This window comes from Streptomyces sp. CLCI03 (assembly GCF_053615355.1).
Genome location: NZ_CM132132.1, coordinates 2,332,093 through 2,352,500, shown reverse-complemented (window position 1 = coordinate 2,352,500; position 20,408 = coordinate 2,332,093). Strand labels below are relative to the sequence as shown.

Here is a 20,408-nt window from a genome sequence, read left to right as displayed (position 1 = left end):
GGCCGAGGGGTAGGCAAATCCGTCCCTCATACAAGGCTGAGACCTGATGCCGAGCCGATTGTGGTGAAGTGGATGATCCTATGCTGTCGAGAAAAGCCTCTAGCGAGTTTCATGGCGGCCCGTACCCTAAACCGACTCAGGTGGTCAGGTAGAGAATACCGAGGCGTTCGGGTGAACTATGGTTAAGGAACTCGGCAAAATGCCCCCGTAACTTCGGGAGAAGGGGGGCCATCACTGGTGATCGGACTTGCTCCGTGAGCTGGGGGTGGCCGCAGAGACCAGCGAGAAGCGACTGTTTACTAAAAACACAGGTCCGTGCGAAGCCGTAAGGCGATGTATACGGACTGACGCCTGCCCGGTGCTGGAACGTTAAGGGGACCGGTTAGTGACCTTTCGGGGTTGCGAAGCTGAGAACTTAAGCGCCAGTAAACGGCGGTGGTAACTATAACCATCCTAAGGTAGCGAAATTCCTTGTCGGGTAAGTTCCGACCTGCACGAATGGCGTAACGACTTCTCGACTGTCTCAACCATAGGCCCGGTGAAATTGCACTACGAGTAAAGATGCTCGTTTCGCGCAGCAGGACGGAAAGACCCCGGGACCTTTACTACAGTTTGATATTGGTGTTCGGTTCGGCTTGTGTAGGATAGGTGGGAGACTTTGAAGCAGCCACGCCAGTGGTTGTGGAGTCGTCGTTGAAATACCACTCTGGTCGTGCTGGATGTCTAACCTCGGTCCGTGATCCGGATCAGGGACAGTGTCTGATGGGTAGTTTAACTGGGGCGGTTGCCTCCCAAAGGGTAACGGAGGCGCCCAAAGGTTCCCTCAGCCTGGTTGGCAATCAGGTGTTGAGTGTAAGTGCACAAGGGAGCTTGACTGTGAGACCGACGGGTCGAGCAGGGACGAAAGTCGGGACTAGTGATCCGGCGGTGGCTTGTGGAAGCGCCGTCGCTCAACGGATAAAAGGTACCCCGGGGATAACAGGCTGATCTTCCCCAAGAGTCCATATCGACGGGATGGTTTGGCACCTCGATGTCGGCTCGTCGCATCCTGGGGCTGGAGTCGGTCCCAAGGGTTGGGCTGTTCGCCCATTAAAGCGGTACGCGAGCTGGGTTTAGAACGTCGTGAGACAGTTCGGTCCCTATCCGCTGTGCGCGTAGGAATATTGAGAAGGGCTGTCCCTAGTACGAGAGGACCGGGACGGACGAACCTCTGGTGTGCCAGTTGTCCTGCCAAGGGCATGGCTGGTTGGCTACGTTCGGGAGGGATAACCGCTGAAAGCATCTAAGCGGGAAGCCTGCTTCAAGATGAGTATTCCCACCTCCTTGAGAGGGTAAGGCTCCCAGTAGACGACTGGGTTGATAGGCCAGATGTGGAAGCCCGGTAACGGGTGAAGCTGACTGGTACTAATAGGCCGAGGGCTTGTCCTCAGTTGCTCGCGTCCACTGTGTTAGTTCTGAAATAACGAACAGCTGTGTCAACACCAGCATGTTCAGAATTTCATAGTGTTTCGGTGGTCATAGCGTTAGGGAAACGCCCGGTTACATTCCGAACCCGGAAGCTAAGCCTTTCAGCGCCGATGGTACTGCAGGGGGGACCCTGTGGGAGAGTAGGACGCCGCCGAACAACCCGCCCTTTTAGCTCAGTCGGTAGAGCGTCTCCATGGTAAGGAGAAGGTCAACGGTTCGATTCCGTTAAAGGGCTCCACTTGAAAAGGCCCCCGCCGGTTGGCGGGGGCCTTTTTTGTTTTCCGGTACGGACGTGTAGCCGTCCGAACGGCCGGCCGCAGGGCGCTCCCCGGGCCGGAGGGGCGGGCCGTAGCCGAGCTGCCTACCATGGATGTGAAGGGTAGATAAGGTACGTTCCGGCGGCTTCGAGGTGCCCCCACGGGCCGCTCGGTTGGCCCAGGAGGCGTGATGACCGTACCCCCCGACGCAGCGGCACCACAGCACACGCAGAACGATCCCGAGGACGTCCTCAAGCACCTCGGCAGCACGTGGCACTGGGCTCTCGGCTTCGCCCTCGCGACCCTGATCCCCGGCATTCTGGTGCTCGTCTGGCCCGACGAGACGCTGCACATCCTGGCCGTCATCATCGGCCTGCAGCTCCTGGTGGCGGGTGCCTTCCGCTTCGTCACCGCCTTTTCGCACAGCAGGGACGGCGGCAGCCGGCTGGCGGGTGTCCTGATCGCCATGCTCGCGTTCCTGGCGGGCGTCCTGGTCCTGCGCCATCCGATGCAGACGATCGGCGCGCTGTCCCTGATCATCGGGGTGTTCTGGTTGCTGTCCGGAGTGCTCGCGGCGTTCACCGCGATCGCCGATCACACCCTCGTGCACCGCGGCCTGCAGTTCGGCCTGGGTGCTCTCGGCGCCGTCGCCGGCATCGTCGTGCTCTGCTTCCCCGTGGACTCCGCCGTGGCCCTGACGCGGCTTCTGGGGCTCTGGCTCGTCCTGCTGGGCGTCTTCGAGCTGGTGATGGCCTTCGCCCTGCGCTCCGCCACCCGTCGGATCACACCGGCCCGTCCGGGGTGAACACCGAGCGGCCACCGACTCGTACGACCGAAACCTGGGCCCGGCATCCGCCGGGCCCAGGTTTCTCGCCGAGGTACGCGCCGGCTATTCGCCCACGCGCTGTTCCGGGACACGGAAGGCGAGGATCGCCATGTCGTCCGAGGCGGGTTCGGCGGCGAAGCGTTCCACCGCGCGCAGGACGCGGGAGGCGACCGCGCCCGCAGTGAGCCCCGTACAAGTGGTGAGGACCTCGGTGAGGCCGTCGTCGCCCAGCATGCGGGTGCCCTCACGGCGTTCGGTCACACCGTCGGTGACGCAGAGCAGCACGTCGCCGGGGTCGAGGGTGAGGGTCTGCTCGTAGAGGTCCAGGTCGTCGATCACACCCAGCAGCGGCTGCGGATCCGCGGCCGCGTCGACCTGGCCGTTCGGGCGCAGGCGAAGCGGCAGCGGATGGCCCGCGCAGACGACCTTCATGAGGGCGCCGCCGTCGGGCTGGGGGTGGAGCTCGCCGTACAGGAGGGTGAGGAAGCGACTGCGGGCGCCCTCGTCGAGGATGGCCGCGTTGAGGCGTTCGAGGACCGCCGGGCCGCCGAGGCCCTCACGGGCCAGCAGACGCAGGGCGTGCCGGGCGAGGCCGGTGACGGCCGCGGCTTCCGGGCCCGTGCCGCAGACGTCGCCGATGGCGAAGCCGTACGCGCCGTCGCGGATCGGGAAGACGTCGTAGAAGTCGCCGCCGACCTCGTTGCCCTCGCCGGCCGCTCGGTAGATGACCTCGACCTCCATGCCGGGGATCGCGGGGGAGCCGGGCGGCAGCAGACTGCGCTGGAGGGAACGGCTGATCGCGGTGCGCTCCGAGTACAGGCGGGCGTTGTCGAGGGCCAGGGCGGCCCGGCGCGAGAGGTCCTCGGCCAGTTCGAGGATCTCCTGGCGGAAGTGCTCCTCGCGCGGCTTGCCGAGGGTGAGCATGCCGATCACGCGGTTGCGGGCGAGGAGGGGCAGCACCACCGTCTCACCGCCGACCGCGGTCGTGGCCTCGGCCCACGGGCGGGCACCGGCCTCACGGACCGGCTCGGGCGGACTGACCCGGGAGAGCAGCTCCTTGAGGCCGTCGATGCGCTCCTCGTCCTCGTGGAGGACGTAGGAGAGGTACGGGTCGGAGGACTGGTCGGCGATCGTGTAGACGGCGCACCAGGTGGCGAGGGTCGGGACGGTCATCTGGGCCATGAGGGCCAGGGTCTGGTCCCGGTCGAGGGTGCCGGCCAGCAGGTCGGAGGCCTCGACGAGGAAGGAGAGGGAACCGCGGCGCAGTCGCTCCAGTTCACCGAGGCGGGCGGACTCGACGGCGAGGGCGATGCGGTCGGCGGCGAACTGCAGGTGCAGGGCCTCTTCGTTGGAGTAGCGGCCGGGAGTCTCGGCTGCGACGCCGAGGGAGCCGGTGAGGCGGCCCTCCACCTTCAGGGGGACGGTGACCGCGGAACGCATGCCGGTGGCCTCCAGGAGCGGAACGGCTCCGGAGGAGGCGATCAGGTCGTCGTGGACGGCGGGCATGCGGGCGGACCCGTAGCGGTTGGTGCCGGCCTCGACGGGGACACGGGCGAAGCGCTGACGGGTGGACGGCAGGCCGGTGGTGGCGCGGACCTCCAGCTCGGTCTCGTCGTCGGTGGCGAGCAGCAGGAAGGCGGCGTCGGCGTCGAGGAGGTCGCGGGCGCGTTCCACGGTGCGCTGGAGGAGGCCGTCGAGGTCGTCGGGGGCCGGGGAGCCGATGAAGACCTCGAAGGGGTCCGTGGGGCGGGGATCGGTGAAATGGCCGCTGTCGCTCGTGGGCACCCGTACCGGGGTCTGGAGCACGGCGCGCTCGTCGTCGTGGACGAGCAGGCAGACGATGGACGGTTCGCCGTGGGCGTCGCGGACCCGCAGGTGCGAGGCGAAGACGGGGATGACGCGGCCGTCGGCGCCGCGGACGCCGTAGCTGCCCTCCCAGCGGGACAGGCGCAGGGCCTCGGCGATACCGGTGCCGGTGCCGGGGGTCTGCGGCCAGGCGGCGAGCTCGGCGAGCGGGCGGCCGAGGGCCTTCTCCGCGGGGTGCCCGAAGATGTGCTCGGCGTCCTCGTTCCAGGCGGAGATCGCGTCGTCCGAGTCGATCTGGAGGACGGCGACGCGGACCCGGCTGTCGGCCAGGGGCAGCAGCTGGTCGGGGACCACAGGGCCCGCGGAGCGGGTACCGACCGGCCGGTCTGGCAGGTCGAGGCGGAACCACACGTGCTTGTGGGTGGCGGTGTACTCGACGCCCCAGCGGGTGGCGAGGGCGGCGCACAGCATCAGGCCGCGGCCGTTCTCGCGGTCGGGGTCGGCGTAGGGGCGTTCGCCGGGGTGCTGGAGCGGCAGCTCGCGCTCCGGATACCGGTCGGCCACCTCGACGCGTACGCCGCCGTCGGCGCGCAGGCACAGCACCTCGGCCCGGGTGCCGGCGTGGACCACGGCATTGGTGACGAGCTCGCTGGTGAGGACCACCGCGTCGTCGACGATGTCCGCGAAGCCCCAGCCGTGCAGGGTGTCGCGGACGAATCCACGGGCGGCGGCGACCGAGCGCCCGAGAGGATCGAAGCTGGCAGCCGCCCGTGCCGTGATCACTGGTCTCCTTCGACGCGGTTGGACATCGGGTGCCAGGTTACTTACCTTCGCGGCCGGCATGGTGCCGTCGTCAGGGATTCCACCCGCAGGGTACGGCGGGTGTGCGATGGTGCCGAAGTGTTATGGCCGGGTTCGGCCAGGGTGAAACACTGGGCAGGCTTGCAGAGCCGGCTTGTGACGAGTCAGGCGTCCGGTGGAAATGTGGTCGACCCTTTCGGGAGGGACACGGTGGAGTCTGGCGCAGCGGTGCGGCGCACGGGAACGCGGCCGAAAGGCGGTCGTTCGCGGCGCAGTGGCACGACGGAGGTCGATACCGCCGCTCTGAACCGGCTGCTCACGGCCCTGGTGTCGATGCGGGACGGGAATTTCCGCAAGCGGCTGACGGTGTCCGGCGAGGGCGTGATGGCGGAGATCGCCGCCGTCTACAACGAGGTCGCCGACCGTAATCTCCACCTGACCGGGGAGTTGTCCCGAGTTCGGCGGATGGTGGGCCGCGAGGGCAAGCTGAGCGAACGGCTGGAAACGGGCGCCTGCGAAGGCTCGTGGGCGGCCGCGATCGACGCCTCGAACCAGTTGGTGGACGATCTGGCGCGACCGGTGTCCGAGGTGGGCCGGGTGCTGTCGGCGGTGGCCGAGGGCGATCTGGACCAGCGGATGGATCTGCGGACGCAGGCGGCCGAGGGGGCCGGGCATCCGCTGCGCGGCGAGTTCCTGAAGGTCGGGCGCACGGTCAACAACCTGGTCGACCAGCTGTCGGCGTTCACCGACGAGGTGACGCGGGTGGCGCTGGAGGTGGGTACCGAGGGCAAGCTCGGTGGTCAGGCCCAGGTGCGCGGGATGTCAGGATCCTGGAAAGATCTGACCGACTCCGTCAACACGATGGCGTACCGGCTCACCGCTCAGGTACGTGACATCGCTCTCGTCACGACGGCGGTCGCCAAGGGCGACCTGTCGCGCAAGGTCACGGTGCACGTGGCCGGCGAGATGCTCCAGCTGAAGAACACCGTGAACACGATGGTGGACCAGCTGTCGTCCTTCTCCTCCGAGGTGACCCGCGTCGCCCGCGAGGTGGGTACGGAGGGCGAGCTGGGCGGCCAGGCGAAGGTGCCCGGGGTCGCGGGCGTGTGGAAGGACCTGACCGACTCGGTCAACACCATGGCCGGGAACCTGACGGCCCAGGTGCGCGGGATCGCGCAGGTGACCACGGCGGTCGCGAACGGCGACCTGTCGCAGAAGGTACGGGTGAGCGCGCGCGGCGAGGTGGCGCAGCTGGCCGAAACGATCAACCAGATGACCGAGACGCTACGGACCTTCGCGGACGAGGTCACACGTGTGGCCAGCGAGGTCGGGGCCAAGGGTCTGCTCGGCGGTCAGGCGCAGGTGCCGGGGGCCGCGGGGACGTGGAAGGACCTCACCGACTCGGTGAACACGGTCTTCCGTAACCTCACCACCCAGGTGCGGGACATCGCGCAGGTGACGACGGCGGTGGCCAACGGCGACCTGTCGCAGAAGGTCACGGTCGACGTGGCCGGCGAGATGCTGGAGCTGAAGAACACCGTCAACACGATGGTGGACCAGCTGTCCTCCTTCGGTGCTGAAGTGACGCGTGTGGCCCGTGAGGTCGGCGTCGAGGGTGAACTCGGCGGCCAGGCGCAGGTGCCGGGGGCGGCCGGGACGTGGAAGGACCTCACCGACTCGGTGAACACCGCCTTCCGGAACCTCACCGGTCAGGTGCGCAACATCGCGCAGGTGACCACGGCGGTGGCCAACGGCGATCTGTCGCAGAAGGTCACGGTCGACGTCTCCGGCGAGATGCTCCAGCTGAAGAACACCGTGAACACGATGGTGGACCAGCTGTCCTCCTTCGCCGACCAGGTCACGCGGATGGCGCGGGACGTGGGTACGGAGGGCCGGCTCGGCGGCCAGGCCCGGGTCGAGGGGGTGTCCGGCACCTGGAAGGAGCTCACCGACTCCGTCAACTTCATGGCCGGGAACCTGACGTCGCAGGTGCGTCAGATCGCCCAGGTGACGACGGCGGTGGCCCGCGGTGACCTCTCGCAGAAGATCGACGTGGACGCCAGGGGCGAGATCCTGGAGCTGAAGAACACCATCAACACGATGGTCGACCAGCTCTCGGCCTTCGCCGAGCAGGTGACCCGGGTGGCCCGGGACGTGGGTACCGAGGGTCGCCTCGGCGGTCAGGCGCAGGTGCCCGGTGTGGCCGGCGTGTGGCGTGACCTGACGGACTCCGTGAACGGCATGGCCGGGAACCTGACCTCGCAGGTGCGCAACATCGCGCAGGTCGCGACGGCGGTGGCCCGCGGTGACCTCTCGCAGAAGATCGACGTGGACGCCCGGGGCGAGATCCTGGAGCTGAAGAACACCCTCAACACGATGGTCGACCAGCTCTCGAACTTCGCGGAGCAGGTGACCCGGGTGGCGCGCGAGGTGGGTACCGAGGGCATCCTCGGCGGCCAGGCGGAGGTGAAGGGGGTCTCCGGCACCTGGAAGGACCTCACGCAGTCCGTCAACTTCATGGCGAACAACCTGACGTCCCAGGTGCGCAACATCGCCGAGGTGACCACGGCCGTGGCCATGGGCGACCTCTCCAAGAAGATCACGGTCGACGCCAAGGGCGAGATCCTCGAACTGGTCACCACCGTCAACACGATGGTGGACCAGCTGTCGTCGTTCGCCGAGCAGGTGACCCGGGTGGCCCGTGAGGTGGGCTCCGAGGGCATCCTCGGCGGCCAGGCCCGGGTGCGCGGGGTGACCGGCATCTGGAAGGACCTGACCGACAACGTCAACCTGATGGCCAACAACCTGACCTCACAGGTGCGCAACATCTCCCAGGTCTCGGCGGCGGTCGCCAACGGTGACCTGACGAAGAAGGTCACGGTCGAGGCGCGCGGCGAGGTCGCGCAGCTCGCCGACACCGTCAACACGATGGTGAAGACCCTCTCGTCCTTCGCGGACGAGGTGACCCGGGTGGCCCGTGAGGTGGGCACCGAGGGCCGCCTGGGCGGTCAGGCGCACGTGCCGGGCGTCTCGGGCACCTGGAAGGACCTCACCGACTCGGTGAACTTCATGGCCTCCAACCTGACCGGTCAGGTGCGCCAGATCGCCATGGTCACGACCGCCATCGCCAAGGGCGACATGACCAAGAAGATCGACATCGACGCCCGCGGCGAGATCCTGGAGCTCAAGACCACCATCAACACGATGGTCGACCAGCTGTCGTCCTTCGCCGACCAGGTGACCCGGGTGGCCCGCGAGGTGGGTACCGAGGGCATCCTGGGCGGCCAGGCGCGCGTCCGGGACGTCGACGGCACCTGGCGGGACCTGACCGAGTCCGTGAACGAGATGGCCGGGAACCTCACCCGGCAGGTGCGCGCGATCGCGGCCGTGGCCACCGCGGTGACCCGCGGCGACCTCAACCTGAAGATCGACGTGGACGCGGCGGGCGAGATCCAGGTCCTCCAGGACAACATCAACACGATGATCGCGAACCTGCGCGACACCACCTTGGCCAACAAGGAGCAGGACTGGCTCAAGGGCAACCTCGCCCGGATCTCCGCGCTGATGCAGGGACGCCGGGAGCTCGACGACGTGGCCTCGCTGATCATGAGCGAGCTGACCCCGGTGGTCTCCGCGCAGCACGGTGCCTTCTTCCTGGCGCTGCCGGCCGGCGGTACCACCGAGATCGGGACGGAGGGGGGAGCGGACGGTTCGTACGAGCTGCGGATGCGCGGGAGTTACGCGTACGCGGGCGGTCAGATGCCCATCTCCTTCCGGCCGGGGGAGGGGCTGATCGGGGCGGTCGCCGAGGAGAAGCGGATGATCCTCGTCGAGAACACCCCGCCCGGCTACCTGAAGATCTCCTCGGGTCTGGGCGAGGCGCCGCCGGCGCACGTCATCGTGCTGCCGGTGCTCTTCGAGGGGAAGGTGCTCGGCGTCATCGAGCTGGCCTCCTTCACGCCCTTCACCCAGATCCAGAAGGACTTCCTCAGCCAGATCGCCGAGATGATCGGTACGAGCGTCAACACCATCAGCGTCAACTCCAAGACGGAGATGCTGCTGAAGCAGTCGCAGGAGATGACCGAGCAGCTGCGCGAGCGCTCGGACGAGCTGGAGAACCGGCAGAAGGCTCTGCAGGCCGCCAACGCGGAGCTGGAGGAGAAGGCCGAGCTGCTGGCCCAGCAGAACAGGGACATCGAGGTGAAGAACACCGAGATCGAGGAGGCCCGGCAGGTCCTGGAGGAGCGCGCCGAGCAGCTCGCGGTCTCGATGCGCTACAAGTCCGAGTTCCTGGCGAACATGTCGCACGAGCTGCGGACCCCGCTCAACTCGCTGCTGATCCTGGCCAAGCTGCTCGCCGACAACGCGGAGGGGAACCTCTCGCCGAAGCAGGTGGAGTTCGCCGAGACCATCCACGGCGCGGGTTCGGACCTGCTGCAGCTCATCAACGACATCCTCGACCTGTCGAAGGTCGAGGCCGGGAAGATGGACGTCTCGCCGACCCGGATCGCGCTGGTGCAGCTCGTGGACTACGTCGAGGCGACCTTCCGGCCGCTGACGGCGGAGAAGGGCCTGGACTTCTCGGTACGGGTCTCCCCGGAGCTGCCCGCCACGCTGCACACCGACGAGCAGCGGCTGCTGCAGGTGCTGCGCAACCTGCTGTCGAACGCGGTGAAGTTCACCGACACCGGGGCGGTGGAGCTGGTGATCCGGCCGGCCGGCGCCGATGTGCCCACCGCGATCCGGGAGCAGCTGCTGGAGGCCGGATCGCTGCGGGAGGCGGACGCGGACCTGATCGCCTTCTCGGTCACCGACACCGGGATCGGGATCGCCGCGAGCAAGATGCTGGTGATCTTCGAGGCGTTCAAGCAGGCGGACGGGACGACGAGCCGCAAGTACGGCGGCACCGGGCTGGGGCTGTCCATCAGCCGGGAGATCGCCCGGCTGTTGGGCGGTGAGATCCACGCGGCGAGCGAGCCCGGCCGCGGGTCCACCTTCACGCTGTACCTGCCGCTGCACCCGAGCGAGCTGCCGCCGCAGGGGTACGCGCCGCCGACGCCCGGCGGTGCCCGCGGCGAGCTGTACCGCAGGTCCCTGGACGGGGGCCGGCCCTCGTTGCCGGGAAGCCAGGCGGGTCCGGCGGCCATGCCGTCGGTGCAGGCGCAGCCGGTGCGTCCGGCGCTGTCGGCGGCCGAGCCGGCCGGGCAGGGGCAGGGCGGCGGGGCCGCGCTGTTCCGGCGGCGGCGCAAGGCGGCGAGCGATCTGGAGCCGCGTACGGCGGTGCCGGGTCAGCCGAACGTCGTGGGGGCCGAGGACGGCTGGGGCAACGCGGAGGACGAGCTCCCGGTGGTGCCCCGGTCGTACGACTTCCACGGCGAGAGGGTGCTCATCGTCGACGACGACGTACGCAACGTCTTCGCGCTCACCAGCGTGCTGGAGCAGCACGGACTGGCCGTGCTGTACGCGGAGAACGGGCGGGAGGGCATCGAAGTCCTGGAGCAGCACGACGATGTGACGGTCGTGCTGATGGACATCATGATGCCCGAGATGGACGGGTACGCGACGACCTCGGCGATCCGGCGGATGCCGCAGTTCGCGGGGCTGCCGATCATCGCCCTGACGGCGAAGGCGATGAAGGGGGACCGGGAGAAGGCGATCGACTCCGGTGCTTCCGACTACGTCACCAAGCCGGTCGATCCCGACTATCTGCTGTCGGTGATGGAGCAGTGGATGCGCGGTAAGTGATCGCCGGGAGGGCAGAAGGACAACGATCGCTGACTCACTGTGCCCGATGCGGTGTGGGAGGGCGGTGAACGGGGAACCTTCTGCTCTCCCACCACGTTTCTGCTTCGTGCACAGTGACATCTTGGTGACAGGGTGTGGCGATCTCGGGACTGGGGCTACGATGACCGGCACAAGGACGGACGGCGCAAGGATGCCGTCCTCTGGGGCGGGGCCCGGCGCACAGGCCGGAGCCCGGAGCCGGGGAGGCCCCATGCCGGGGCGAGGAGGACAGGGCATGGTGCAGAAGGCCAAGATCCTCCTGGTCGACGACCGGCCGGAGAATCTGCTGGCGCTGGAGGCCATCCTCTCCGCGCTCGATCAGACACTGGTCCGGGCGTCGTCGGGGGAGGAAGCGCTCAAAGCGCTGCTGACGGACGATTTCGCGGTCATCCTGCTGGATGTCCAGATGCCGGGAATGGACGGATTCGAAACGGCCGCGCACATCAAGCGGCGGGAACGGACCCGGGACATCCCGATCATCTTCCTCACCGCGATCAATCACGGTCCGCACCACACGTTCCGCGGCTACGCGGCGGGTGCGGTCGACTACATCTCCAAGCCCTTCGACCCGTGGGTGCTGCGGGCCAAGGTCTCGGTCTTCGTGGAGCTGTACACGAAGAACTGCCAACTGCGGGAACAGGCGGCCCTGCTGCGGCTCCAGCTGGAGGGTGGCAGCTCGGGCGGCGTGGACGCGGGCAAGGAGACGGCCGGACTGCTGGCCGAGCTCTCCGCCCGCCTCGCGGCGGTCGAGGAGCAGGCCGAGGCGCTGACCAAGCAGCTCGGCGAGGATTCGGCCGACGCCGGCGTGGTGGCGACCGCGGCGCACCTGGAGCGCAAACTCACCGGACTGCGGCGGGCACTCGACGCGCTGGAGCCGGGGACCGCCGGAGGGGCTCCGGCCCTGCCCGCGCAGAACTGACCGTACGCGGGTCGGTACTGGCGGTGCGTCAAAGCGCCTACGGAGCCGACGACACGAACGGGTGAAGGGGTGGGCACGCGTGTCCACCGGCGTGCGCACCGGTAACCTCGGCCCCATGGCCTCACGTACGTCCGGTAAGGGTTCCCAGAGCACGGCGGGCACCGCGAAGGGCCGCACCGGCCGTACGGCGGCGCCGGCGAAGAAGGCCGCGCCGGCGCGCAGGCCCGCGGCGAAGAAGCCCGCGCCCGCCAAGCGCGCCCCGGCCAAGAAGGCCGCGGCCAAGCCCGCGCCTTCCCCGACCGGGGGCGTGGTGCGGTTGGTGCGCGCGCTCTGGCTCGGCTGCGCGCACGCGGTCGGCGCCGTCTTCCGCGGGATCGGCCAGGGGGCCAAGAACCTCGATCCCGCTCACCGCAAGGACGGCGTGGCCCTGCTGCTGCTCGCCCTCGCGCTGATCGTCGCCGCCGGTACCTGGTCGAATCTGAGCGGTCCCGTCGGGGATCTGGTCACGATGCTGATCACCGGTCTCTTCGGGCGGCTGGATCTGCTCGTCCCGATCCTGCTCGGCGTCATGGCGGTCCGTTTCATCCGCCATCCCGAGCAGACCGATGCCAACGGCCGCATCGGCATCGGGCTGTCGGCCCTCGTCATCGGCGTCCTGGGCCTGGTCCACATCGCCTGCGGGGCGCCCGGCCGGGACGAGGGCACCACCGCGATGCAGAACGCGGGCGGGCTCATCGGCTGGGGCGCCTCCAAGCCGCTGATCTTCACCATGGGCGCGCCGCTGGCCGTGCCCATGCTGGTACTGCTCACGATCTTCGGCCTGCTCGTGGTCACCGCCACCCCGGTCAACGCGATCCCGCAGCGGCTGCGCAGGCTCGGCATCCGGCTCGGGATCATCGCCCCGAACGAGTACGACGAGGGCTACGGCGAGGCCGAGGGCGTCGCCGGCGAGCGGCACGACCCGGAGCGGTGGCGGGCCCGTGGCGAGGCGGGCGAGGGCCCCGGCGACCCGGTGGACGAGGCCGAGGAGGAGGCGCTGGCCCGGCGCCGCAAGCCCCGGAGGAGCCCGGCCCGGCCCGCAATGGATCGGGGGATGGACGCCGTCGACGTGGCCGCGGCGGCCGCCGCCGCACTGGACGGGGTGGTCTACGGCGGCATGCCGCCCTCCCCGCTCGTCGCCGACCTCACCCAGGGGATCACCACCGAGCGGGACGGCGCGGAGCTCACCACTCCGGTGCCGGAAGCCCGCGCGGAGCGTCCCGTGCCGGACCGCACCCCCGAGCGCGCGCCCGGGAGCGTCGTCGACTCCGCGGCCGAGCCCGCCGCCGGGCCGCCGCACGCCACCACGGCCGCCGCCTCCGGGACCCTGTCGGTGCCCGACCTGACCAAGGCCCCGCCGCAGGCCCAAGCGCTGCCGCCGCGCGCCGAACAGCTCCAGCTGCGCGGGGACATCACGTACGCGCTGCCCTCGCTCGACCTGCTGGAGAAGGGCGGGCCCGGCAAGACCCGCAGCGCCGCCAACGACGCGGTGGTCGCCTCCCTGCGCAACGTGTTCACCGAGTTCAAGGTCGACGCGGACGTCACCGGCTTCACCCGGGGACCGACCGTCACCCGGTACGAGGTCACCCTGGGCGCCGCGGTCAAGGTCGAGCGGATCACCGCCCTGACCAAGAACATCGCCTACGCGGTGGCCTCGCCGGACGTCCGGATCATCAGCCCGATCCCGGGCAAGTCGGCGGTCGGCATCGAGATCCCGAACACCGACCGCGAGATGGTCAACCTGGGTGACGTCCTGCGCCTCGCGGACGCTGCCGAGGACGACCACCCCATGCTGGTCGCGCTCGGCAAGGACGTCGAGGGCGGCTACGTGATGGCCAACCTCGCCAAGATGCCGCACGTGCTGGTCGCCGGCGCCACCGGTTCCGGCAAGTCCTCCTGCATCAACTGCCTGATCACCTCCATCATGGTCCGGGCCACCCCGGAGGACGTCCGGATGGTCCTCGTGGACCCCAAGCGCGTCGAGCTGACGGCGTACGAGGGCATCCCGCACCTGATCACGCCGATCATCACCAACCCCAAGCGGGCCGCCGAGGCGCTCCAGTGGGTCGTGCGCGAGATGGACCTGCGCTACGACGACCTCGCCGCCTTCGGCTACCGGCACATCGACGACTTCAACCAGGCCATCCGGGACGGCAAGATCAAACTGCCGCCGGGCAGCGAGCGGGAGCTCAGCCCCTACCCGTACCTGCTGGTGATCGTCGACGAGCTCGCCGACCTGATGATGGTGGCCCCGCGTGACGTCGAGGACTCCATCGTCCGCATCACCCAGCTGGCCCGCGCGGCCGGCATCCACCTGGTGCTCGCCACCCAGCGGCCCTCGGTGGACGTGGTCACCGGTCTGATCAAGGCGAACGTGCCGTCGCGCCTGGCCTTCGCCACCTCCTCGCTCGCCGACAGCCGGGTCATCCTCGACCAGCCCGGTGCCGAGAAGCTGATCGGCAAGGGCGACGGGCTGTTCCTGCCGATGGGCGCCAACAAGCCCGTCCGCCTCCAGGGCGCCTTCGTCACCGAGGACGAGATCGCCGGCATCGTCCAGCACTGCAAGGACCAGATGGCGCCCGTCTTCCGGGACGACGTCACCGTCGGGCAGAAGCAGAAGAAGGAGATCGACGAGGACATCGGCGACGACCTGGACCTGCTGTGCCAGGCGGCGGAGCTGGTGGTCTCCACGCAGTTCGGGTCCACCTCGATGCTCCAGCGCAAGTTGAGGGTGGGCTTCGCGAAGGCGGGGCGGCTCATGGACCTGATGGAGTCACGGGGCATCGTCGGCCCGAGCGAGGGCTCGAAGGCGCGCGACGTCCTGCTGAAGGCCGACGACCTGGACGGAGTGCTCGCCGTGATCCGGGGCGAGGCCCATCCGTAATGAAATCGCGGGCAACCGTTTCCCTTGGGCCCGCGTCAAGTTGAAGAGAGGTGGCGGTAGGCGCGCGAGAAGGCTCGCGGCGCCGGGCCGCCGCACCCGAGCACGACCTCCCTTCGCCATTCGGATGGCGTAGGGAGTGCACCCTCCGGTTGCTCCACCCTTTCGTCACCCCCCTAGACTGGACTTCCAGCAGGTGGCTACACGCTCGAAAGGCGCCCACGTGTCCATCGGCAACTCCAACTCCCCCGAAGAAGAGCGGCCTTCGACCGACGACCGGTCCGAGGACCGCATCGTCGAACGTCCCGTCGAAGGACCGTCCATCGGGACGGCCCTCAAGAAGGCCCGGATCGCCGCCGGGCTCACAGTCGACGAGGTCAGTTCCACCACCCGCGTGCGCATCCCGATCGTGCACGCGATCGAAGAGGACGACTTCACGCGGTGCGGCGGCGACGTCTACGCCCGCGGTCACATCCGTACGCTCGCCCGTGCCGTGGGCCTCGATCCGGCACCCCTGGTCGAGAGCTACGACGCGGCCCACGGCGGTCGGCCGGCACCCACGCCCGCCGCGCCGATGTTCGACGCCGAGCGGATCCGCCCCGAGCGGCAGCGGCCCAACTGGACCGCGGCCATGGTCGCCGCCATCGTCGCCGTGATCGGCTTCGTGGGCTTCACCGCCTTCAGCGGTGGCGACGAGAAGGACAAGCGCCCGGTGGCGGAAGGTTCCGCCTCCCCCAAGCCCGCCCCCAAGCAGAGCGGCGCCAAGCCGGCCGCACCGCCCCAGCAGACCCCGCAGGCACCCAAGCCGGAGCCCTCGGACAGCGCGATCGCCGCCGCGCCCAAGGACCTCGTCACCGTGGTCCTGACGGCCGACACGGGCGAGAGCTGGATCTCCGCGAAGGACTCCACCGGCCGGCTGCTCTTCGACGGCACCCTCACGCAGGGTGAGTCCAAGACCTTCACGGACAAGGAATCCGTCGACCTCGTGCTCGGCGACGCCGGAGCCGTGAAGCTCTTCGTGAACGGCAAGGAGATCAAGGACGACTTCCAGCCGGGTCAGGTGGAGCGTCTGAAATACACGAAGGCCGACCCTCTCCAGGACCAGCCCCAGGCGGGCTGACACGGGACCGCCCTAGGGCGGAAGGCTTGATCCGGATCCCCGGGGTGCTGCGCCGCACCCCGGGGATCTTGCTGTAGGGGGACTTGCGGCAGGGGCCGACGCCGGGACGAAGTAGTCTTGAGTCCATGCCCGAACGCCGTACCGTCGCCCTTGTCACTCTTGGCTGCGCCCGTAACGAGGTGGACTCGGAGGAGCTCGCAGGCCGCTTGGCGGCGGATGGCTGGGAGCTCGTCGAGGACGCCGCCGATGCGGACGTAGCCGTCGTCAACACCTGCGGCTTCGTCGAAGCCGCCAAGAAGGACTCCGTAGACGCCCTGCTGGAAGCCAACGATCTCAAGGATCACGGCAAGACCCAGGCCGTCGTCGCCGTCGGCTGTATGGCCGAGCGCTACGGCAAGGAACTCGCCGAAGCGCTTCCCGAGGCCGACGGAGTCCTCGGTTTCGACGACTACGCCGACATCTCCGACCGCCTCCAGACCATCCTCAACGGGGGCATCCACGCCTCCCACACCCCGCGCGACCGGCGCAAGCTGCTGCCGATCAGCCCGGCCGAGCGCCAGGCCGCCGAGGTCTCCCTCCCGGGCCACGCCCAGGAGCCGGTCGCCGAGGCCCCCGCCGACCTGCCGGACGGGCTCGCGCCCGCCTCGGGTCCGCGCGCGCCCCTGCGTCGCCGCCTGGACAAGAGCCCCGTCGCCTCGGTCAAGCTGGCCTCCGGCTGCGACCGTCGCTGTTCCTTCTGCGCCATCCCGTCCTTCCGCGGCTCCTTCATCTCCCGCCGCCCCAGCGACGTGCTGGGCGAGACCCGCTGGCTGGCCGAGCAGGGCGTCAAGGAGATCATGCTGGTCTCCGAGAACAACACCTCGTACGGCAAGGACCTCGGCGACATCCGGCTGCTGGAGACCCTGCTGCCCGAGCTGGCCGAGGTGGACGGCATCGAGCGCGTCCGCGTCAGCTACCTGCAGCCCGCCGAGATGCGGCCCGGCCTGATCGACGTGCTCACCTCGACCCCCAAGGTCGTGCCGTACTTCGACCTGTCCTTCCAGCACTCGGCCCCCGACGTGCTGCGCTCCATGCGCCGCTTCGGTGACACCGACCGCTTCCTGGAGCTGCTGGACACCATCCGCTCCAAGGCCCCCACGGCCGGCGTCCGCTCCAACTTCATCGTCGGCTTCCCCGGCGAGAAGGAGTCGGACTTCGCCGAGCTGGAGCGTTTCCTCACCCACGCGCGCCTCGACGCCATCGGTGTCTTCGGCTACTCCGACGAGGACGGCACCGAGGCCGTCACCTACGAGAACAAGCTGGACGAGGACACCATCGCCGCGCGGCTCGCGCACATGCAGCGGCTCGCCGAGGAGCTCACCTCGCAGCGCGCCGAGGAGCGCATCGGGGAGACCCTCGAAGTGCTCGTCGAGACCGTGGAGGCCGTCGACGAGGACGGCGAGGGCGCCTACGGGCGCGCCGCGCACCAGGCGCCCGAAACGGACGGCCAAGTGGTCTTCACGGACAGCACGGGTCTGGTCCCGGGGCGTATCGTCACGGCAAAGGTGGTCGGCACCCTGGGTGTGGACCTGGTGGCCGAGCCGCTCGGCATGGATCTTGAGGAGGCGGCCGGATGACCGGAGTCCCGGCATCTGCGGCGGGCGAGGCCGGCCGCCGGCCCGTACCCGGCGCGAAGCTGGGGGCCGCGGCGGTCAATCAGGCCAGCCTGTGGAACATCGCCAACATCCTGACGATGATCCGGCTCGTGCTCGTGCCGGGCTTCGTCCTGCTGCTGCTCGCCGACGGCGGCTACGACCCGGCCTGGCGCGCCTGGGCCTGGGCCGCGTTCGCCGTCGCCATGATCACGGACATCTTCGACGGGCACCTGGCCCGGACGTACAACCTGGTCACGGACTTCGGCAAGATCGCCGACCCCATCGCCGACAAGGCGATCATGGGGTCGGCGCTGATCTGTCTCTCCTGGCTCGGTGACCTCCCCTGGTGGGTGACCGGGGTGATCCTCGGACGGGAGCTCGCGATCACGCTGCTCCGGTTCTGGGTCATCCGCTACGGAGTGATTCCGGCCAGCCGGGGCGGAAAGATGAAGACCCTCGCCCAGGGCACGGCCGTGGGCATGTACGTCCTCGCACTGACCGGGGCGCTGGCGACCATGCGCTTCTGGGTGATGGCGATCGCCGTCGTGCTGACCGTCGTCACCGGTTTGGACTACATCCGTCAGGCGGTCGTGCTGCGCCGCCAGGGTCTCGCCGCGGAGCGGGCCGCTAAGTGACCCACGCGGCGGGGGATTTTCCGGCGGCACAAGCCGCGCCGGGAGCGGTGGATGTGACCGCCGTGGCCGCGGATGCGCTGCGCCTGCTTGCGGAGAGTGACCAGACCCTCGCGGTGGCGGAATCGCTGACCGGCGGCATGGTCGCCGCCGAGCTCACGGCCGTCCCCGGAGCCTCCCGATCCTTCCGCGGCTCGGTCACGGCGTACGCGACGGAGATCAAACACCTGCTCCTCGGGGTGGACGCGGGACTGCTCCAGGCCGAAGGCGCGGTGAACGCGCAGGTCGCGGCGGAGATGGCGGCCGGCGTACGGCGCGTGATGGGCGCTTCGTGGGGGATCTCGACGACCGGAGTGGCCGGTCCGGAGCCGCAGGACGGGCAGCCGGTGGGCACCGTTTTCGTCGCGGTGGACGGTCCGACGAGCAGGAAAACGGTCCGTCTGAGGTTGAAAGGCTCCCGGGCGGAAATCCGTAGGGAGAGTGCACGCACAGTGCTCAGGCTTCTCTCGGACCAACTCCGCGAGAATGCGCGGGGGCAGGATACGGAACAGAACGGGGGGATTTGATGTTTGCAGCCCTGAGTGAACACGACATCGCTCCCCGCACGGCCGCGGCGCGAGGCGGTACGGTGGGGCGTGAAGGATGCGGCTACACGGTCAGAGGAGGGAGCCACCGATGATTCTGCTCCGTCGCCTGCTGGGTGACGTGCTGCGTCGGCAGCGCCAGCGCCAGGGCCGTACTCTGCGCGAAGTCTCCTCGTCGGCCCGAGTTTCTCTCGGCTATCTCTCCGAGGTGGAGCGGGGGCAGAAGGAGGCATCCTCCGAGCTGCTCTCCGCGATCTGCGACGCGTTGGACGTACGGATGTCCGAGCTGATGCGCGAAGTCAGTGACGAACTGTCGCTGGCCGAGCTGGCACAGTCGGCCGCGGCAAGCGAACCGGTCACTGTGCCGGTCCGCCCGATGCTCAATTCGGTCTCCATGGCTTCGGTCACGGGTGGACCGGAGCGGGTGACCATCAAGGCGCCTGCGGAAGCGGTGAATGTCGTAGCCGCGTGAGTGAGCACGTGCGTGTTTGAGCGTGGCCGGAGCCCCGGCCGGTGCCTGGTGCACCGGCCGGGGCTCCCGGCCGTTCTGGGTGCGGGGGCGCGGAGGGTGCGGGAGGATGGGGCCGTCCGGGTTCCGGCCCCTGGGAGGCAGTCGTGCGGCGGTTGCTGCGCATACCCGCGGTGTCGGTCCTCGCGTTGACGGTGGGGGCGCTGTGGTGGTGGGCCGTGTTGAGGCTGCTGCTGGCGCCAGCCGAGTCCGGGGCCGTGGAGGGCGCCGTGGCGGTGGGCGGCTGGGGCCTGGGACTGCTGCCGGTGCACTGTGTGCCGGGCCCGGTGCGCAAGGCGCGGCGCTCGGCGCCACGGGCGGTCGAGGGGGCTACCAGGGCATGGACACCCCACCGTTCGGGCGAAGGATCTGACCCGTCATGAAGGACGAGGCGTCCGAGGCCAGGTAGAGCACCGCCCGGGCGATGTCCTCGGGCTCGCCGACCCGGCGCAGCGGGGACATGCGGACCATCGCCGCCTCGGTCTGTTCCTGGACCTCGGGGCTGTGGCGGCCGGTCATGGGGGTGCGGATCCAGCCCGGGGCGACCACGTTGACCCGTATGCCGTGCGGGCCGGCCTCGGTGGCGAGGGTCCTGGTCAGCTGGACGACGGCGGCCTTGGCGGCGCTGTAGCAGAGCAGGCCCGGCTGGGCGGCGTCCACGGCCCCGGAGGCCATGGTGACGATGGAGCCCGGGCGCCCCGCCGCGATCATGGAGCGGGCGGCCTCCTGGCAGGTGCGCAGGACCCCCTTGAAATTGATGTCCAGGATCCGGTCGAGATCCTCGTCGGTCGTCTCCAGGACGCTGCTCGTGTGCATGACCCCGGCGATGGCGGCCGCGACGTCGAGCGGGCCCGCCGCGGTGACGGCCGCCCGGACCGCGGCCCGGTCGGTGACGTCGAGAGGGTGGACGGTGGCGGCGCCGCCGGCCTTGGTGACGAGGGCGGCCGTCTCGGCGAGGCCCTGCTCGTCGAGGTCCGCGCAGTGCACGTGCGCGCCCGCCTCGGCGAGCAGGACGGCGGTGGCGCGGCCGATGCCGCTCGCGGCGCCGGTGATCAGGGCGGTGCGGCCGACGAGGCCGTACGGGTCTGTGGGTGTGGGCATGCCGGGACCGTACGACCGTATCTGACGGACCGTCAATCGATGTGCGCTG

Annotated in this window: 11 protein-coding genes, 1 tRNA gene and 2 rRNA genes (1 of these 14 running past the window's edge); 12 read left to right on the top strand and 2 right to left on the bottom strand. The window is 69.3% G+C overall.

From position 1 onward, the window contains the following. The 4 genes from ACWG52_RS10590 to ACWG52_RS10575 all read left to right on the top strand — a co-directional run. Nucleotides 1–1,428, top strand: a 23S ribosomal RNA gene (locus ACWG52_RS10590); it begins 1,695 nt to the left of the window's first position. A 79-nt stretch (nucleotides 1,429–1,507) separates the two neighbouring features. After that, nucleotides 1,508–1,624, top strand: a 5S ribosomal RNA gene (gene rrf / locus ACWG52_RS10585). 5 nt (nucleotides 1,625–1,629) lie between these two features. Beyond that, a tRNA-Thr gene (locus tag ACWG52_RS10580) sits at nucleotides 1,630–1,705 on the top strand. A 209-nt stretch (nucleotides 1,706–1,914) separates the two neighbouring features. After that, nucleotides 1,915–2,529 (top strand): HdeD family acid-resistance protein, encoded by a 615-nt coding sequence (locus ACWG52_RS10575; protein ID WP_033217356.1) that lies wholly within the window; start codon nucleotides 1,915–1,917, stop codon nucleotides 2,527–2,529. 84 nt (nucleotides 2,530–2,613) lie between these two features. On the opposite strand, the gene ACWG52_RS10570 is transcribed toward ACWG52_RS10575, so the two are convergent. Then, complete coding sequence (locus tag ACWG52_RS10570) at nucleotides 2,614–5,199, bottom strand: SpoIIE family protein phosphatase (protein ID WP_389817824.1); 2,586 nt, start codon at nucleotides 5,197–5,199, stop codon at nucleotides 2,614–2,616. Between the two features lie 168 nt (nucleotides 5,200–5,367). Here ACWG52_RS10570 and ACWG52_RS10565 point away from each other — a divergent pair, with 168 nt between their 5' ends. The 8 genes from ACWG52_RS10565 (at nucleotide 5,368) to ACWG52_RS10530 (ending at nucleotide 19,222) form a co-directional block, all read left to right on the top strand. Beyond that, nucleotides 5,368–10,902 (top strand): HAMP domain-containing protein, encoded by a 5,535-nt coding sequence (locus ACWG52_RS10565; RefSeq protein WP_389817827.1) that lies wholly within the window; start codon nucleotides 5,368–5,370, stop codon nucleotides 10,900–10,902. A 274-nt stretch (nucleotides 10,903–11,176) separates the two neighbouring features. Next, a complete protein-coding gene (locus ACWG52_RS10560; RefSeq protein ID WP_030729168.1) occupies nucleotides 11,177–11,860 on the top strand; it encodes a response regulator in 684 nt (227 codons plus the stop codon). A gap of 115 nt (nucleotides 11,861–11,975) precedes the next feature. Then, on the top strand, nucleotides 11,976–14,783 hold the full coding sequence (locus tag ACWG52_RS10555) for an FtsK/SpoIIIE family DNA translocase (RefSeq protein ID WP_389817831.1): 2,808 nt from the start codon (nucleotides 11,976–11,978) through the stop codon (nucleotides 14,781–14,783). A gap of 220 nt (nucleotides 14,784–15,003) precedes the next feature. After that, complete coding sequence (locus tag ACWG52_RS10550) at nucleotides 15,004–15,900, top strand: helix-turn-helix domain-containing protein (RefSeq protein ID WP_033217359.1); 897 nt, start codon at nucleotides 15,004–15,006, stop codon at nucleotides 15,898–15,900. Between the two features lie 125 nt (nucleotides 15,901–16,025). After that, the gene (gene rimO / locus ACWG52_RS10545; protein WP_389817834.1) at nucleotides 16,026–17,516 is read left to right on the top strand and encodes a 30S ribosomal protein S12 methylthiotransferase RimO; all 1,491 of its coding nucleotides are present in this window, start codon (nucleotides 16,026–16,028) and stop codon (nucleotides 17,514–17,516) included. Beyond that, the gene (pgsA, locus tag ACWG52_RS10540; RefSeq protein ID WP_033217363.1) at nucleotides 17,513–18,169 is read left to right on the top strand and encodes a CDP-diacylglycerol--glycerol-3-phosphate 3-phosphatidyltransferase; all 657 of its coding nucleotides are present in this window, start codon (nucleotides 17,513–17,515) and stop codon (nucleotides 18,167–18,169) included. Before rimO ends, pgsA begins: the two co-directional genes overlap by 4 nt. A 53-nt stretch (nucleotides 18,170–18,222) precedes the next feature. Beyond that, nucleotides 18,223–18,732 (top strand): CinA family protein, encoded by a 510-nt coding sequence (locus tag ACWG52_RS10535; protein ID WP_389817899.1) that lies wholly within the window; start codon nucleotides 18,223–18,225, stop codon nucleotides 18,730–18,732. A 109-nt stretch (nucleotides 18,733–18,841) separates the two neighbouring features. Further along, complete coding sequence (locus tag ACWG52_RS10530; protein ID WP_033217365.1) at nucleotides 18,842–19,222, top strand: helix-turn-helix domain-containing protein; 381 nt, start codon at nucleotides 18,842–18,844, stop codon at nucleotides 19,220–19,222. A gap of 366 nt (nucleotides 19,223–19,588) precedes the next feature. On the opposite strand, the gene ACWG52_RS10525 is transcribed toward ACWG52_RS10530, so the two are convergent. Next, nucleotides 19,589–20,359, bottom strand: a complete 771-nt coding sequence (locus ACWG52_RS10525) for an SDR family NAD(P)-dependent oxidoreductase (RefSeq protein WP_389817839.1) — start codon at nucleotides 20,357–20,359, stop codon at nucleotides 19,589–19,591. Between the last annotated feature and the right edge of the window lie 49 nt (nucleotides 20,360–20,408).